The organism is Streptomyces sp. MP131-18 (genome assembly GCF_001984575.1).
GTDB lineage: Bacteria > Actinomycetota > Actinomycetes > Streptomycetales > Streptomycetaceae > Streptomyces > Streptomyces johnsoniae.
Genome location: NZ_LZNS01000001.1, coordinates 5162435 through 5178494, shown reverse-complemented (window position 1 = coordinate 5178494; position 16060 = coordinate 5162435). Strand labels below are relative to the sequence as shown.

Below are 16060 nucleotides of genomic sequence, written 5' to 3'. Positions count from 1 at the left end.
CCGCCGTCCCCGACGGGGCAGCGGGCCCGTTCGTCCCGGCCTTGCTCACGAGATGGCCTCCCAGCCGCTGGTGAAGATGTCCTGCCGCCCGAAGTTCCCCGACTTCAGGGCGAGGTTGTAGGCACGGCCGTCCGCGGCGGCGCCGTGCGCCCACGAGACCCCGGGCGCGAGCGCGGGCCCGAGGTCGAGGCGCCGCACGCCGAGGGCCTGGACGACGCTCCCGGAGGTCTCGCCGCCGGCGACGATGAACTGCCGGGCCCCGACCGCCGCGAACGCGACGGCGCAGGCGGCGAGCGCCTCCTCGACCAGCTCGGCGGCCGGCCGCCCGCCGGGCGGTGCGGCGTCCCGGCCGTCCTGGCCGACCGGGCCGTTCGTGCTGTTCGTGCTGTTCGGGTCGTCCGGGCCGTCCGCCTCGTCGACGGAGTGGACCAGGACGGGGGCGTCGGGCGCGGCCGACCACCGTTCGCGGGCCCACCGGGTGAGCCGCGCGACCTCGCCCGCCGGGTCCGTCCTGAGCGCGGCCAGGTCCAGCTTGCGGGCGGCGACCGAGCCGCGGGCCGCGGCGAGCTGGCGGCGGGTGGCGGCCGAGGCGCTGCCCGAGAGCACGGCCCGGAAACCCGGCTCCACCGGCATGGCCGCGGAGGCGTCACCGTCGCCCCGCGGCAGCCCGAGCGCGAGCCCGGAACCGCCGGTGACCAGGACATGATCGGCCGTGGCCCGCGCGATACACGCCAGGTCGGCGTCGTCGACGGCGTCGACCACGGCGTAGGCGCGGCCCTCGCCGCCGGCCGCGCGCAGCGCGCCGCGCAGGGCATCAGGCCCGCCGCGCACCACGGGCAGCGGCACGGACACCACCCGGTTGACGGTCTGCGGGGTGAGCAGCCGGACCACATCGGAATCGGTCATGGGCGTCAGCGGGTGGTGGCGCATCGAGCTCTCGCCGAGCGGCCGGTCGCCGACGAACAGCTGGCGGTGGTAGACGGTGCGCCCGTTGGCCGGGAAGGACGGGACCACGACCGCCACGTCCGCGTCGAGCGCGGCCATCAGCGCGTCACCGACCGGGCCGATATTGCCCCGCGGGGTGGAGTCGAACGTGGAGCAGTACTTGTCGTAGAACCGCGTGCACCCGAGCCCGCGCAGCGCGTCGAGCGCCGCCAGGCTCTGCCCGACGGCGTCGGCGACCGGCGCCGTGCGGGTCTTCAGAGCGACGACCACCGCGTCCATCGCCGCAAGACGCGGCAGCTGATCCGCCTCGGGCACGCCGAGGGAGACGCTGGTCCGCAGACCGCGGGCCACCCAGTTCGCCGCGAGATCGGTGGCACCGGTGAAGTCGTCGGCCACGCCGCCCCACCTGACCATGCCGGTCACCTTGCCTTTCCATTCGGAGCCTCCGGACCATTTCTGTGAATCGATGTTATCAAAGTTGACGCTGGTGTTAATTGGCGTTACGTTCGCGCTTCATGAACGCACCTACCTCCGGTGAGCGGCCGGCCGACCGCCCCGTCACCTACGCGCTGACCGGCGCACGAGGCGGTTTCGCCCGCACGCTGCTGGCCCAGACCCGGGCCCTGCCCGGCCTTGAGCCCGCCGTGCTGTGCGACCTCGACGCGGCCGGGGTGCTGGCGCTGTGCGCCGACCTCGGCTTCCCCCGCGAGGCGCTCGTCACCGCGGGCGACGCGGCCGAGGTGCGCGCCGCCCGCGCCCGGGGCCGCATCGCCGTCGTCACGGACGTGGCGCTGCTGGCCGACGCCGAGTACGACGTTCTCGTCGAGGCCACCGGCAGCCCGGCCGTCGGCCACCGGGCCGCGCGCGCCGCCCTCGACGGCGGGCGGCACGTGGCCATGGTGAGCAAGGAGGTCGACTCGGTCGCCGGGGTCGCCCTGGCCGACCTCGCCCGCCGCCGCGGGCTCGTCTACACCCCGGCCGCGGGGGACCAGCCCGCCAACCTCATCGCCTGGTTCACGCGGACGTGCGCCCTGGGCCTCGACGTCGTGGCCATCGGCAAGTCCGGCGAGTACGACCTCGTCTTCGACCCCGACACCGGCACCGTCACCCAGCTCGGCGACACCGTGCCCGCGCCCGCGCTCGGCGAGCTGCTGACGCTCGGCGACGACGTCCGCGCCACCCTCGCCGCCCGCGCGCGGGCCGTCGCGCCGCTGAAGCGCCGCGCCGCGGCCGACTACTGCGAGATGGCCGTCGTCGCGTCCGGCACCGGCTGCACCCCCGACACCGAACGCATGCACTACCCGGTGGCCCGTCCGGCCGAACTGGCCGACGTGTACGCGCTGCGGGAACACGGCGGCCTGCTCGCCCGCCCCGGTGCCGTCGACGTGTTCAGCATGCTGCGCCTGCCGGGCGAGGCCAGCTTCGCGGGCGGGGTGTTCGCCGTCGTCCGAACGCACGACCCGGAGACCTGGCGCACGCTCGCGCAGAAGGGCCACGTGGTCAGCCGCGACGGACGCTACGCCTGCCTCTACCTGCCCTACCACCTGATGGGCGTGGAGACCCCGCTCACCCTGCTGGACGCCGTGCGGCACGGGCGGGCCGCCGGCCCGCGTGCGCCGCGGCAGCACGCCGTGCTCGCCGGCCGGGCGGACCGCGACCTGGCCGCGGGCACCGTGCTCGCCATGGGCGGGCACCACCACGAGGTCACGGGCGTCGACCCCGTGCTGCTGACCGCCGCCGACGCGCCCGAGGACACCGCTCCGTTCTACCTGGCCGCCCACGCCACGCTCCGGCGCGACGTTCCGGCCGGGCAGCTGCTCACGCTCGCCGACCTCGACGGCCACGACCGCGACCTGCTGGCGGCCTGGCACACCGGCCGCGCGCTGCCCGCCCCGTCCGCCACATCCCCGACGTCCCCGACGTCCCCGACATCACTGAACTAAGAGGTCCGTCATGTCCGACGCCTACACGCTCATCGCGTTCGGCGCGGCGATCGCCGTTCTGGTGCTGATGATCGCCAAATTCAAGGTCCATCCGGTCGCCACGCTGTTCGTCATCGTCACCTCGCTCAGCCTCGTGCTCGGCATGGGCGGCGCGAAGACGGTCGAGCTGGTCACCGAGGGCTTCGGCTCGACGATGGCCAGCGTCGGACTGCTGGTCATCTTCGGCTGCGTGCTCGGCAAGATGCTGGAACTCGGCGGCGCGGCCCTGCGGATCACCGAGGAGGCGCTGCGCTGGTTCTCCGGCCGGAAGGTGCCCTGGGCCATCGCCGTGGCCTCCTCCGTCGTCGGCATCCCGCTGATCGCCGACACCGTCGTCCTCATGCTCATCCCGGTGGTCTCCGCCATCGCGTTCCAGAGCAAGATGTCGATGATGCGGCTCGGCCCGATCCTCTACCTCGGCGCGTACGTGATGACCTCGCTGGTGCCGCCAGGACCTGGCCCCCTGGCCGCCACGTCGCTGCTCGGTGTCGACCTCGGGCGGGCGACGCTCTTCGGCCTGCTGGTCGCCGTGCCCGGCATCGTCGTCGCGACGCTCTACCTGCTGACCATCAAGACCTACGTCGCCCCGAAGGCCGAATTCACCGACCACCTCGCCCCGTCCGCGTCCGCCGCGGGCGGCACCGGCTCCCCGGGCACCGGCTCCCCGGGCACCGGCTCCGCCGCGGCCGGGAACGACGCGGCCGGGAACGACGCGCCGCGCGCGCCGCTTTCGCTGTCCCTGATCCCCGTCTTCCTGCCGATCGTGCTGATCATGTGCGACTCGTTCGTGGTCGACATGGTGGGCGAGGAGTCCGGATTCGGCGGCGTGCTGGCCTTCCTCGGCGAGCCGGTCATCGCCCTGTTCCTCGGCTGCCTCGCGGCGCTGCCCCTCTTCGGCCGGCGCTGGAGCAGCAAGGAGACGCTGAACGACCTCTTCGAGGCGGGCCTGCGGCTCGCCGCGCTGCCCCTGGCGCTCACCGGGGTCGGCGGCGCGCTCGCCACGATCATCCGGGAGACCGAGGTGGCCGACAGCGTGGCCGACATCATCCAGGACTGGGGCCTGTCCCCGATCATCGTGCCCTTCCTGGTGGCCGCGGCCATCTGCACGATCACCGGCTCCAATATCCTCGGGGTGATGACGGCGGCGGCCATCATGGAGCCGCTCGCGGGGAGCCTGGACATCTCGGGCCTGGCGATCTACTTGGCGTGCGGTACGGGAGCGCAGATCATGAAGCATGCGAACTCGTCGGGTTTCTGGGTGACCACGACGCTGTCCAACATGACGGTCGGGCAGGGCATCCGTTCCATCGGCGTGGCCTCCGCGCTCTCCGGGGTCACCGGCTTCGCGGTGCTCTACGTCCTCTACGGGTTCGGACTGGTGTGATGGCCGACGAGACTCCGCTGATCCCGGACCAGCGCAGGGAGTTGCTCATCAAGCTGCTGCGCGGGCACGCGGTGCTGAGTGTGCATCAGCTGACCGAGATGCTCGGCGTCTCCCACATGACGGTGCGCCGCGACATCGCCACGCTGGAACGCCAGGGCCGGGCGGTGTCCGTGCCCGGCGGCGTGCGGATCGCGGGGCAGCTGCACGAGGAGCCCAGCTTCATCGACAAGTCGACGATGGATCAGCCGGCCAAGCTGGCCATCGCCGAACGGGCCGCGGGGCTGCTCAACGACAACACCACCGTCTACCTCGACGCCGGCACCACCTGCCAGGCGCTGGTGCCGCACCTGGTCAGGCACCAGGGAATGACCGTGGTGACCAACGACTTCACCACGGCCAACGCCCTCATGGGGAACCCGGACATCGAAGTCATCCACAGCGGTGGCCGGATAGAGCACGCCAACCGCTCGGCGGTCGGCCGCCTCGCGGCCCTGACCCTCGGTCAGCTCGCGCTGGACGTGGCCTTCGTGTCGACCAGCTCCTGGGACCTGACGCACGGGGTGACCACCCCCTCGGCGGCCAAGGTCGAGGTCAAACAGGCCGCGATGCGGTCCGCGTCGCGTTCCGTCCTGCTGGCGGGGAGCGTCAAGTACGGCACGTTCGGCATGTACCGGGTGGCGGACCTGACCGGCTTCGACACCCTGATCACGGACGCGGGCCTCCCCCCGTCCGTTCGCACCGCCCTGCACGAACGAGGCGTCGAGACGTCGTTCGCGAAAGCCGGGACCGATGAGGAACGCGCTCCGAAGCCCTGACTCTGCCCTGACCCTCCCCGGCCTGGGGCCGTTTCAGGCCCAGAGCTGGCCGTGGAGGCGGGCGACCGCCTCCTCCGTGGAGGACGCGGTGTAGATGCCGGTGGAAAGGTACTTCCAGCCGCCGTCGGCGACGACGAAGACGATGTCCGCGGCCTGCTCCGCCTTCGCCGCGCGGCCTCCGACGCCGATCGCCGCGTGCAGCGCGGCGCCGGTGGAGACACCGGCGAAGATGCCTTCCTCGGCGAGGAGTTCGCGGGTGCGGGCGACCGCGTCGGCGGAGCCGACGGAGAAGCGCGAGGTGAGCACCGACTCGTCGTACAGCTCTGGCACGAAGCCCTCGTCCAGGTTGCGCAGCCCGTACACCAGATCGTCGTAACGCGGCTCGGCCGCGACGATCTGGACGCCGGGGCGCTGCTCGCGCAGGTACCGGCCGACGCCCATCAGCGTGCCGGTGGTGCCGAGGCCGGCCACGAAGTGGGTCAGGGAGGGCAGGTCGGCAAGGATCTCGGGGCCGGTGGTGGCGTAGTGGGCACCGGCGTTGTCCGGGTTGCCGTACTGGTAGAGCATCACCCAGTCGGGATGCTCGGCGGCCAGCTCCTTGGCCACTCTGACCGCCGTGTTGGAGCCGCCGGCCGCGGGCGAGGAGATGATCTCCGCGCCCCACATGGCCAGCAGCTCGCGGCGCTCGGACGAGGTGTTCTCCGGCATGACGCAGACGATGCGGTAGCCCTTCAGCCGGGCCGCCATCGCCAGCGAGATGCCGGTGTTGCCGGAGGTGGGCTCCAGAATCGTGCAGCCGGGCGTGAGCCGCCCGTCCTTCTCGGCCTGCTCGATCATGAACAGCGCCGGACGGTCCTTGACCGACCCGGTCGGGTTCCGGTCCTCCAGCTTCGCCCAGATCCGTACGGACTCGCTGGGCGAGAGCCGCGGCAGCCGGACCAGTGGGGTGTTCCCGACCGCCGCGAGCGGGGAGTCGAAGCGCATCAGCGCATGCCTCCGGCGACGGCGGGCAGGATGGTGACCTTGTCGCCGTCCGCCAGCTTGGTCGCGATGCCGTCCAGGAAGCGGACGTCTTCGTCGTTCAGGTAGACGTTCACGAAGCGGCGCAGCGCCTCGCCCTCCACCAGCCGCTCCTTGATGCCCGGGTGGCGGGCCTCCAGGTCCGTGAACAGCTCGGCGATGGTCTCTCCGCTGCCGGAGACGGCCTTACGGCCGTCGGTGTAGGTGCGGAGGATGGTCGGAATGCTGACCTCGATGGCCATGAGGGGGCTCCTGGTTGAGGACGGGCGGTTGCGGAACGGGCAGCTGCGACGGATCAACGAGGTGCGGTACACAGGCAGCCGGCGAGGCGGCACAGGTCGACGTGCAGACGTGCCACCAGCAGCGGTGTACCGCCACTCGGCCATTCATCGCTCACGTCGTGGACAACCATGGATTCATCGTATCGATTCCCGGCCGCGGCCCCGAGCGAACGTTCCAGCATCCGGACATCCGTCTCAGCTGAACCGCACCTCCTCCTCGGTGACCTTTCCTTCCACGATGCGGAACGAGCGGAAGGACACGGGCCCCTCCTCGTTCCCGCTCTCCGCGGTGGAGACCAGCACGTAGTGGGCCAGTGGCTCGTTCGCGTAGGCGATGTCGGTGCGCGAGGGGTACGCCTCGGTCGCCGTGTGCGAGTGGTAGATGACCACCGGGTCCTCGTCGCGCTCGTCCAGCTCCCGGTAGAGCCGCAGCAGGTCACCGGAGTCGAACTGGTAGAACGTGGGCGAACGGGCCGCGTTCAGCATGGGGATGAACCGTTCGGGCCGGTCGCTCCCGGCCGGCCCGGCGATCACCCCGCAGGCCTCATCGGGGTGATCCGCGCGGGCGTGCGCGATGATCTTGTCGCGCAGCTCCTCCGTGATGGTCAGCATGCGGTCAGCCTAGAACGCCGCCGCGCCGCCTCACTTCGCCAGGGTGCCGACGCCTCCGCCGGCGCCGCCGGCCTCGTTCGCCTCGTCCGCCTCTATCTCCTCGTCCGAGTCCCCGGCGTCGCGCCGGCGCATGTAGGTGAGGAGCTTCGTCAGCTCCTTCTTGACCACGGGGGCGAGCAGGTAGAGACCGATGATGTTGCACACCGCGGCGGAGAAGAGGAACGCGTCCGCCAGGTCGACGAGCGTGCCGAGCGACAGCAGCGCACCGGCGACGGTGATCACGCAGAAGATGACCCGGTACACGTTCAGCGACGTGCCGCCCTCGCCGAAGAGGTGGCTCCACGCCTTCTGCCCGTAGTAGCCCCACGTGATGATGGTGGAGAACGCGAAGAGGAAGACGGCGATCGTCAGCACCGCGGGGAACCAGGGCAGGGCCGTCTCGAACGCGTCGGAGGTGATGGAGATGCCGACGGTCGTTCCGCCCACCTCACCGCCCTCGGCCACGGTGTCCCGGGCGGCTATGTAGTCCGGTCCGGCCGCCACGACGATGGTCAGGGCGGTCATCGTGCAGATGACCACCGTGTCGAGGAACGGCTCGATGAGGGCGACCAGCCCCTCGGTGGCCGGGCGCTTGGTCTTGACCGCGGAGTGGGCGATGGGCGCGGAGCCGATGCCGGCCTCGTTGGAGAACGCGGCGCGCTGGAAGCCGACGATCAGGGCACCGATGAGGCCGCCGGTGACGCCTTCGGGGTTGAACGCCTCGCTCACGATGGTGCCGATCGCGTCGGGCACCTCCCCGGCGTTGGCGAGGATGACGATCAGGCAGGCGATGACGTAGAGCAGCGCCATGGACGGGACCAGCCGGCTGGTGACCTCGCCGATCGCGCGGATGCCGCCGATCAGCACCGCGCCGGCCAGCGCGGCGACCAGCACGCCGAACAGCAGGGAGCCGCCCGAGCCGGAGAAGAAGCCGGTGTGGTCCTCGGTGGCGGTGGCCAGCTGCTCCAGGCTCTGGTTGACCTGGAGGAGGTTGCCGCCGAAGAAGGAGAAGAAGAGGAGCATCACCGCGGAGAGCAGCGCCAGCACCTTGCCGAGGCCGGGCAGGCCGCGCTCGGCCAGTCCCTTGCGCAGGTAGTGCATGGGGCCGCCGGAGACCTTGCCGTTCTCGTCGATCTCCCGGTACTTCACGCCCAGCGTGCACTCGACGAACTTGGTGGCCATACCGAGCAGGCCGCACATGACCATCCAGAACGTGGCGCCCGGGCCGCCGATGGACACGGCGATGGCGACACCCGCGATGTTCCCGAGGCCGACGGTGCCGGAGACGGCCGAGGTCAGCGCCTGGAAGTGGCTGATCTCGCCGGGGGCGTCCGGCTGGTCGTACTTGCCGCGCACCAGGCGGAGCGCCTTGCCGAGGTGGCGGAACTGCACCACCCCGAAGTAGGTGGTGAAGACGAGCCCCGCGAGCACCAGCCAGCCGACGATCAGCGGAAAGTCGCTGTCGAAGATCCTGACGTCGTAGAAGACGGCATCGTACAGAACGTCCCTGATGGGTTGGAAGACGTCGTTAACCGCCTCGTCGACCTTGTCGGTCCAGGATTCTTCGCTTGCCATGGTGCGACCTCTGGCTTGATCTGTGACAGGAAAGGTCGATAGTCCTATCACATAAGATCACGGAAGAAGAGTCTCCACCAGAGATTCCTGGAGACCGCCCAGCCAGAAGTAGGCCATGACCATCGGCTTGTTCGGATCGTCGTCCGGCAATCCGAACAGCTCACCGGTGCCGTCGTCGTCCTTGATGTCGAGGCGCGAGGCGATGGCGAGACGCAAATCGTTCAGCCCGCCGAGCCACTGCCTGGACTCCTCCGGCTTCAGCGTCAGCACCGCGCCGCCCGAGCCCGCCGCACCGGCCTCTGGGACAACGGCGTCCAGATTGCGGACAACGGTGAGCAGGTCGCCCCGCTTGCGGGCCCGGAGGTCACCCTCGGTGAAACGGCGGAACTCGGCGGCCAGCCGCCGGGTTTCCTCGTCCTGCACGCGGCCGGGCTCGCCGTAGGCGTCGGGGAAGAGGCGGGCGAGCGCGGGGTCGTCCGGCGGCTGGTCCGGCCCCTCGTGGAACAGCGCGTCCAGCGGATCGTCACTGTCCCCCGGTCCGCCATCCGGACCGATCAGCTCCAGCAGCTGCATGGCCAGACTCCGGAGAATCGAGATCTCGACCTCGTCGAGCGCGATCGCCGCCCCGTCTCCGGCCGGCTCGAAATACCCGGCCATCAGCGATCCTGCTGAAGCGTCGCCCACAGCCCGTACCCGTGCATGGCCTGCACGTCCCGCTCCATTTCTTCACGACTGCCCTGCGAAACGATCGCGCGGCCTTTGTGATGAACGTCCAGCATGAGCTTTTTGGCCTTGTCCTTCGAATAGCCGAAATAGGCCTGGAACACGTAGGTCACATAACTCATCAGATTCACCGGATCGTTGTGCACGATCGTGACCCATGGGACGTCCGGCGCCGCCTGCTCGGCGGGCGCCTGCTCCGACTCCGTGCGCTCGATCTCCATGGGGATGGCACTCACACCCCCATGCTGCCACCTACCCCGCCCACAAGCCCAAACGGCCCGGCCGGACGGCACGCGCGGGGGCCCGGCCACCCCCATATCGTCAGACTGACGAGATTAGAGGTAGGCTGGAGCCATGGATGTGACGAACGACGCCGGAGGGGCCCTGCCGGTGACGGTGCCCTCGACCGCGCTCTTCACCGACCAGTACGAGCTGACCATGCTCCAGGCCGCGCTCCGCGCCGGCACGGCCCACCGGCGGTCCGTCTTCGAGGTCTTCACCCGCCGGCTCCCCGAGGGCCGCAGATACGGCGTCGTGGCCGGCACGGGGCGCGTGCTCGACGCCGTGGAGAACTTCCGCTTCGAGCCGGCCCTGCTCGGCTTCCTGCGCGAGCAGGACGTCGTCGACGAGCCGACCGCGGACTGGCTCGCCGACTACCGGTTCGCCGGCGAGATCCACGGCTACCCGGAGGGCGAGGTCTACTTCCCCGGCTCGCCGATCATGACCGTCGAGGGCACGTTCGCCGAGTGCGTACTGCTGGAGACGGTGATCCTGTCGATCCTCAACCACGACTCCGCCGTCGCCGCCGCCGCGTCCCGGATGGCCGTCGCGGCGCACGGCCGGCCGCTGATCGAGATGGGCGCACGGCGTACGCACGAGCTGGCCGCCGTCGCGGCCTCGCGCGCCGCGTACATCGGCGGCTTCTCGTCCACCTCCGACCTGGCCGCCGGGTTCCGCTACGGCATCCCGACCGCGGGCACCAGCGCGCACGCCTTCACGCTCCTGCACGACTCCGAGCGCGAGGCGTTCGCCGCCCAGGTGGACTCGCTCGGCGCGGGCACGACGCTGCTCGTGGACACCTACGACGTGCCCGAGGCCGTCAGGACCGCCGTGGAGGTCGCGGGGCCCGGGCTGGGCGCCGTCCGCATCGACTCGGGCGACCTGCTGGTCGTCGCCCACCGGGTGCGGCAGCAGCTGGACGAGCTGGGCGCGCACGACGCCAGGATCGTCGTCACCAGCGACCTCGACGAGTACGCCATCGCCTCGCTCGCCGCCGCTCCGGTGGACGCGTACGGCGTCGGCACGCGGCTGGTCACCGGCAGCGGGCACCCGACGTGCTCGATGGTCTACAAGCTGGTCGCCCGCGCCTCCGGCGAGGGGCGGGACGCGCCGCTGGTGCCGGTCGCCAAGAAGTCGCTGGGCGGCAAGCTGTCCGTCGGCGGGCGGAAGTGGGCCGCACGGCCCGCCGACGGGCTGGGCATCGCCGAGGCCGAGGTCGTCGGCACGGGCCCGGTGCCGGAGGAGCTGGCCGGGCGGCAGGTGGCCGTGGAGCTGATGCGGGACGGCCGCGCGGTCGCCAGGGAGACGCTGGACGCCGCGCGCGAACGCCACACCCAGGCCCGCGGCCGGCTGCCGCTCTCGGCCACTCAGCTGTCCCGCGGCGAGCCGGTCCTGCCGACGCGTTACGTGGGGGCCACTCCGTGACTACGCTGCTCATCAGCCGCCCGTCCGCCGCTTTCGAAAGGGTGTGTCCGCCATGCACCGCGCATTGATCGTCGTCGACGTACAGAACGACTTCTGCGAGGGCGGCAGTCTCGCCGTCGCGGGCGGCGCGGACGTCGCCGCCGCCATCACGGACCTGATCGGCGCGGCCACCGCCGAGTACCGGCACGTGGTGGCCACGCGCGATCACCACGTCGCGCCCGGTGACCACTTCTCCGACCACCCCGACTTCGCGCACTCCTGGCCAACGCACTGCGTGGCCGGCACCGAGGGCGCCGGGTTCCACCCGAATTTCGCGCCCGCCGTCAGCTCGGGCGCCGTCGACGCCTGCTTCGACAAGGGCGCCTACGCGGCCGCGTACAGCGGCTTCGAGGGCAGCGACGAGGCCGGGACCAAGCTGGCGGACTGGCTGCGCGCCCACGGCGTGGACGCCGTCGACGTGGTGGGCATCGCCACCGACCACTGTGTGCGGGCCACGGCGCTCGACGCCGCCGCCGAGGGCTTCGAGACCCGCGTCCTGCTCGGCCTGACGGCCGGGGTGGCCCGCGAGTCGGTGGACGCGGCGCTGCGCGAGCTGGCGGCGGGCGGCGTGGAGCTGGCCGGGAAACCGGTCGTCGCCGACTAGGTCCTGTCCTGTCGATCTTGTCGGATAAGCCCGCGGCGTCAGATGCGGTGCATCGCAAGGCGCCGGATCGCAGCTCATACCTGTCCGTATTCGCGCGATTCGGTAACGCAGCGAGGTGCCGTAGCTGGCGTCGCGGGCCCGGCAAGATCGGCCGGACAGGGCCTAGGCGGACCGGCTGGGCGGACCGGCTAGGCCGAACGGGGCACGGCGCGGTCCCGTGGTCTCACGCCGCCGCCCGGCGGTGCCCCAGCAGGTGTGTGATCGGATGCCAGCTCTCCGTGGCGTCCCCCGCGGCCGAGCGCCAGACGACGCCCTCGGGGTGGTACAGCACGGCCGAGATCTCGTCCGGGGTGGGCGGGGCGCCGTTCCCCCGCAGGTGGGCCGCGCGCAGGCCCAGGTTCCGCAGGCGGGTCAGGGCGCGCGAGCGGTTCGCCGCGTGCACCAGCACGCGGACGGCGCGGCCCGGGGCACCGGGGCGGGGCAGGGCGAGCGCGACGACGACGCTGCCGTCGGGCAGCCGGACGAAGCCTCCTTCGGCCATGGGGTCACCTTCTCATCGACTCCGGACGCGGTAAAACGGACCCCGACATCCTTACGCCATCGGCCGCCGCCCGTCGAGGGCGGCGGCCGAAATGCGCTCTGACCTGCACCTTTGCGTCAGATAAGATCAGCACCCGTCAGATATCGACGGAGAGTGACCGTTTTCTCACCTTCCGCTCGGGCTCACCCGCACCGTGATCGGCCGCTCCGCGTTCCGCGGCTCATGGACCAGAGTGATCTTGGTGTTGGTGTCCGGGACCACGACGCTGTTCTGCGGGTTCGCCTCGTCCCAGTACGTGCCCCTGCGGTCGTCGAAGACCGGCGCCCCGCGCTGCGCGGGCAGCACCGTCGCCTCGCCCTCCTGATGCAGCGTCAGCTCCGGCGTGCGGTCCCTGCTGAACGACGCGTCCCTGGTCTGGATGCGGTTGCGCATCAGACTGCCGTCCGACCAGTGGTCGGCCTCCGGGTGCGCGTCGACCGGCAGAACGAGCCCTTCGCCCGGGTGCTGGCTGGTGTTGTTGTCCGACTGCGAGGTGTCCCACAGCCACACCAGCATCCCGTCCTGGTAGGAGAAGTGCTCCACCCAGTCGGGCCGGTCCGTCACCCAGCCGAAGTTGTACGGGCCGGTGCGCAGCGTGTCGTCGTAGCCGACGTACTGACGGTTCTCCACGAGGTAGTACTGCGGGTAATCGCCCGTGACGGAGGCCCCGACGACGCTGAAGCCGTCGACGGCCCAATCGCCCTCGCCGTCCTCCGCGTTGTCCGAGAAGACCGGCTCGCCGTCGGCGGTCACCGTGATCTCGTCCGCCGTGAAGCCGGTTTGCGTCGCAGAACCGTCCGTCTGGTAGCGGAACCGGATGTCCACCGTCCCGCCCGCGTAGGCGTCCAGCGGGTAGGACAGCGCCACGTCGCCGCCCGACTCCCCGGTCAGCGTCGGGCGGTCCGCGCCGTCGCGCGGCAGCGGCTCGCCGTCCGCCGTGCCGTCCAGCGGGGTCCACGTGCTGCCGCCGTCCGAGGACGCCTCGGCGTACAGGAAGTCGTAGCCCTCCTCGATGCTCCACCAGCCGCTCAGGTCGAGCGAGGCCGTGGAAGCCGAGGACAGATCGACCGTGCGCGCCAGGGTGTTGTTCAGGTCGTCGCCCGAGCCGCTCCACCACTGCGCCTCGCCCTCCGCGGGCGGGTGGATGTCGGTGGTGACGGTCTTCTCCGGCAGTTCGACCACCAGGGCCTGCGATTCGCGGCGGTCCTCGCCCTCGGGGTAGGTGAGGGCGGACGGGCCGAGCCGGTGCGTCGAACGGGTCGCGGCCTGCGCAACGTCGTAGTCGAGCCAGCCCAGTTGCAACTTCTCCCACGGGCCCATGTCGTTCGGCAGCTCGCCGATCGTGCCGTCGCCGGGGCCGAGCCAGGAGCCCGAGGACATCGCCGACCAGAAGCCGGTGCCGTTCTCGCCGCCCTGCGTGTCGTACAGGTCGGGCAGCCCCAGGTCGTGCGCGAACTCGTGCGCGAACACGCCGACTCCGCCGTTCTCCGGCTGGATCGTGTAGTCGCCGACCCAGAGGCCGGTGTCGGCGATCTGCGTGCCGCCGGCCAGGTTGTTCTCGGGACCGGTGTGGCCGATCTGGTCGTTGAACGCGTACCAGCGGTGCGCCCAGATGGCGTCCTCGCCCTGCGCGCCGCCGCCCGCCGACTCGTCCTCGCCCGCGTGCACGACCTGGAAGTGGTCCAGGTAGCCGTCGGGCTCGTTGAAGTCGCCGTCGCCGTCGTGGTCGTAGCGGTCCTGCACGTCGTACTCGGCGAGCGTGGCGGCCAGTTCCTCGGGCGTCGCGCCCGCCGCGAGCTGCCCCTCGTACCAGGCGTTGACGCCGTCGGCGACGACGTCCCACACCGAGGCGCAGACGTTGGAGCCGCAGGCGTTGTTGCCGTACCTGGCCTCGTTGTAGTCGACCCGCACCCAGTCGGTGACATGGCCGTCCACCGAGTAGCGGCCGGAGGACTGGCTCTCGAAGTACTGCTTCACCGACGGGACGTCGGGGTCCTCCGAATAGTAGATGTCCTCGTAGTACTGGCGGTCGAAGTCCTCCTGCCAGATGGTGGTGTTGTCGTTCTCCCGGTCCGGCTCCGCGATCTCGTTGACCCGCGGGCCCGGGTCGCCCCCGAACTCGGGGTCGATCTCGTCGCCGAACTCCACCAGCACGGTGAAGATCTTGTCGGTGCCGGTGGTGGCGGTCTCCACGAACTCGCCGTCGCTCAGCTCCACCACCTCGGAGCCGCCCAGGGTACGGGCGTCCGCGCGGCCGGAGATCAGCTCCTGTGCCGCCTGCTGCCGCTGTACCTCCCGCTTGTCACCCAGCGGGTTGTCGAGCTCGGGAGACGCGGCGAACGCCCGCGCGTCCCGCGGGCCTTCGTCCACGTCCGCGGGCGGCTGCGCCTGCGCGGCACCCGCCGGCACCAGGACGGCCGCTCCCATGGCCGCAACGGCTGTTGCCACGGCGGCGGTTCTCGATCTTATGGATCGTTTTCCCTCGTTCACGTGTTGCCTGTCCTCCCCTGCGCACGCAGTGATGTGACGGGACGCATTTGACATGAGTGAGACAGAAAAAGACAGACCTTGATTCGGTTTTCCGGGCCAACTACGGTCTTTGACCGGTCTGCTCCGGCCCGAGCCCGTGCGCCCCTGTGCTCCCCCGTGCTCCCGAGCCGTGTCAGGTGCAGGCTTACCGTGGCCCCGGCACGGGCACTCAGGCCCGTAGAACCGTTCGAGAGAGCTGCCCCCCTCCCTCCCGGACGGCCGCCAGCACCCCTTGCGAGGACGGAAACGACATGCCGCACCCGACCCCCGTGCAGATCGCCTACGGTTCGGCCACGGTCATCTCCATCACCTTCTTCTCCCTCTTCCTTGCCCCGGCCGCCTCGGGCCCCGTGGTGGTCCTCATCGCTGTGCTCGCGCTGCTCCTCGGCGCGGCCGTCGCGGTGGCGGCCACCAGGCACACGGCCAGGCACACGGCCGGACGCCGCCGGGCCACACCCGGCGGCACGCCCGAACCGGCGCGCGGCCAGTCGTCGTTCACCGCGCCGGAACGGCCGGGCGTCCGGGTCTAGGCCCTGTCGTTCGGCACCGGCCGGACGACGGCGCCCGGGAACGGCATCCCGCACCGATCAGGCGGCGGAGACCACCACGGTCTTCGCCGCCTTGTCGTGCAGACACTGCCGGTAGGGCCGGTCCCATGTGCAGAACAGGACGTTCACCAGCCAGAAGAGGAAGCCGATGCACGGCAGCAGCTGCGGCAGCGAGTAGATCGCGGCGCGCGCCCAGGCGGGATTCCCGCGCGGCACCGCGCCGTCGTCCAGCATCGCCACCCGCACACGCATCAGCATCTTGCCGAGCGTCTGGCCGCGGGCGCTGAGCATCAGGGCGTCGTAGACGAAGTAGACCAGCAGCACGACCGACTGCTGCACATAGTTCCCGCTGCCGCCGTTGTCGAAGTCGTAGCCGTCCATGGTCGGCAGCAGAAGGAGCGAAACGGGGATGCCGACGATCAGCGCGTCGACGATACGGGCCACCAGACGGCGGCCCAGGGAGGCGAGGGGCGGCATCCCGGCCAGCGGGTCGACGGCGCCACTCGGCCCGCCATACGGATTGGTGCCGTAGGAATCGGTCGGCGGAGGGGCCTTGGGCAGCCCCGCCTCATGCGGGGCGGGGCCGCCCTCCGGCTCGTCGCCGGGGCCGGGTCGCGGCTGCTCGGTGCTCATGAGCGCCAGTCAAACCCGGCCCCCGCGGGCCCGCATCCCGGCGGGGA

The 16060-nt window shown here is 71.2% G+C and carries 17 protein-coding genes; 6 read left to right on the top strand and 11 right to left on the bottom strand.

Annotated elements, in window-relative coordinates; translation table 11 throughout:
* Positions 1-45: 45 nt before the first annotated feature.
* Positions 46-1359 (bottom strand): 3-oxo-tetronate kinase, encoded by a 1314-nt coding sequence (gene otnK / locus STBA_RS23475; protein WP_077063538.1) that lies wholly within the window; start codon positions 1357-1359, stop codon positions 46-48.
* Positions 1360-1460: 101 nt separating this feature from the next.
* Between otnK and STBA_RS23470 the strand changes: the two genes are divergently transcribed.
* The 3 genes from STBA_RS23470 to STBA_RS23460 are packed head-to-tail and all read left to right on the top strand — an operon-like array spanning position 1461 to position 5126.
* Complete coding sequence (locus STBA_RS23470) at positions 1461-2888, top strand: homoserine dehydrogenase (RefSeq protein WP_077061134.1); 1428 nt, start codon at positions 1461-1463, stop codon at positions 2886-2888.
* Positions 2889-2898: 10 nt separating this feature from the next.
* Positions 2899-4311, top strand: coding sequence for an SLC13 family permease (locus STBA_RS23465; RefSeq protein ID WP_077061133.1), 1413 nt, complete (start codon positions 2899-2901; stop codon positions 4309-4311).
* The gene (locus STBA_RS23460) at positions 4311-5126 is read left to right on the top strand and encodes a DeoR/GlpR family DNA-binding transcription regulator (protein WP_077061132.1); all 816 of its coding nucleotides are present in this window, start codon (positions 4311-4313) and stop codon (positions 5124-5126) included. The genes STBA_RS23465 and STBA_RS23460 overlap by 1 nt, the downstream gene beginning before the upstream one ends.
* Positions 5127-5159: 33 nt before the next feature.
* Here the strand turns inward: STBA_RS23460 and STBA_RS23455 are convergent, their stop codons facing one another.
* From STBA_RS23455 to clpS, 7 genes are all read right to left on the bottom strand, one after another.
* On the bottom strand, positions 5160-6110 hold the full coding sequence (locus tag STBA_RS23455; protein ID WP_077061131.1) for a cysteine synthase: 951 nt from the start codon (positions 6108-6110) through the stop codon (positions 5160-5162).
* Positions 6110-6388: a MoaD/ThiS family protein gene (locus STBA_RS23450; RefSeq protein ID WP_077061130.1), complete on the bottom strand. Its 279-nt coding sequence runs from the start codon at positions 6386-6388 to the stop codon at positions 6110-6112. Before STBA_RS23450 ends, STBA_RS23455 begins: the two co-directional genes overlap by 1 nt.
* A 53-nt stretch (positions 6389-6441) precedes the next feature.
* On the bottom strand, positions 6442-6558 hold the full coding sequence (locus STBA_RS39550; protein ID WP_311619824.1) for a putative leader peptide: 117 nt from the start codon (positions 6556-6558) through the stop codon (positions 6442-6444).
* A 64-nt stretch (positions 6559-6622) separates the two neighbouring features.
* A complete protein-coding gene (locus STBA_RS23445; RefSeq protein WP_077061129.1) occupies positions 6623-7039 on the bottom strand; it encodes a M67 family metallopeptidase in 417 nt (138 codons plus the stop codon).
* Between the two features lie 30 nt (positions 7040-7069).
* Positions 7070-8653, bottom strand: a complete 1584-nt coding sequence (locus tag STBA_RS23440; RefSeq protein WP_077061128.1) for an alanine/glycine:cation symporter family protein — start codon at positions 8651-8653, stop codon at positions 7070-7072.
* A 57-nt stretch (positions 8654-8710) separates the two neighbouring features.
* Positions 8711-9310 (bottom strand): DUF2017 domain-containing protein, encoded by a 600-nt coding sequence (locus tag STBA_RS23435; protein WP_077061127.1) that lies wholly within the window; start codon positions 9308-9310, stop codon positions 8711-8713.
* Positions 9310-9597: an ATP-dependent Clp protease adapter ClpS gene (clpS, locus tag STBA_RS23430; RefSeq protein ID WP_216356040.1), complete on the bottom strand. Its 288-nt coding sequence runs from the start codon at positions 9595-9597 to the stop codon at positions 9310-9312. The genes STBA_RS23435 and clpS overlap by 1 nt, the downstream gene beginning before the upstream one ends.
* Before the next feature lie 133 nt (positions 9598-9730).
* On the opposite strand from clpS, the gene STBA_RS23425 reads away from it, so the two are divergent.
* Positions 9731-11080, top strand: a complete 1350-nt coding sequence (locus tag STBA_RS23425; RefSeq protein ID WP_077061125.1) for a nicotinate phosphoribosyltransferase — start codon at positions 9731-9733, stop codon at positions 11078-11080.
* Between the two features lie 52 nt (positions 11081-11132).
* Complete coding sequence (locus STBA_RS23420; protein ID WP_077061124.1) at positions 11133-11723, top strand: isochorismatase family protein; 591 nt, start codon at positions 11133-11135, stop codon at positions 11721-11723.
* Positions 11724-11946: 223 nt separating this feature from the next.
* Here STBA_RS23420 and STBA_RS23415 read toward each other — a convergent pair whose 3' ends face one another.
* A complete protein-coding gene (locus tag STBA_RS23415) occupies positions 11947-12264 on the bottom strand; it encodes a hypothetical protein (RefSeq protein ID WP_077061123.1) in 318 nt (105 codons plus the stop codon).
* A 165-nt stretch (positions 12265-12429) separates the two neighbouring features.
* Positions 12430-14793: an immune inhibitor A domain-containing protein gene (locus STBA_RS23410; RefSeq protein WP_253194934.1), complete on the bottom strand. Its 2364-nt coding sequence runs from the start codon at positions 14791-14793 to the stop codon at positions 12430-12432.
* A gap of 290 nt (positions 14794-15083) precedes the next feature.
* Between STBA_RS23410 and STBA_RS23405 the strand changes: the two genes are divergently transcribed.
* Positions 15084-15362, top strand: a complete 279-nt coding sequence (locus STBA_RS23405; protein WP_077061122.1) for a hypothetical protein — start codon at positions 15084-15086, stop codon at positions 15360-15362.
* Positions 15363-15419: 57 nt separating this feature from the next.
* On the opposite strand, the gene STBA_RS23400 is transcribed toward STBA_RS23405, so the two are convergent.
* Positions 15420-16013 carry an RDD family protein gene (locus STBA_RS23400; RefSeq protein WP_077061121.1) on the bottom strand — a complete coding sequence of 198 codons (594 nt, stop codon included), beginning with the start codon at positions 16011-16013 and terminating at the stop codon, positions 15420-15422.
* Positions 16014-16060: the final 47 nt, after the last annotated feature.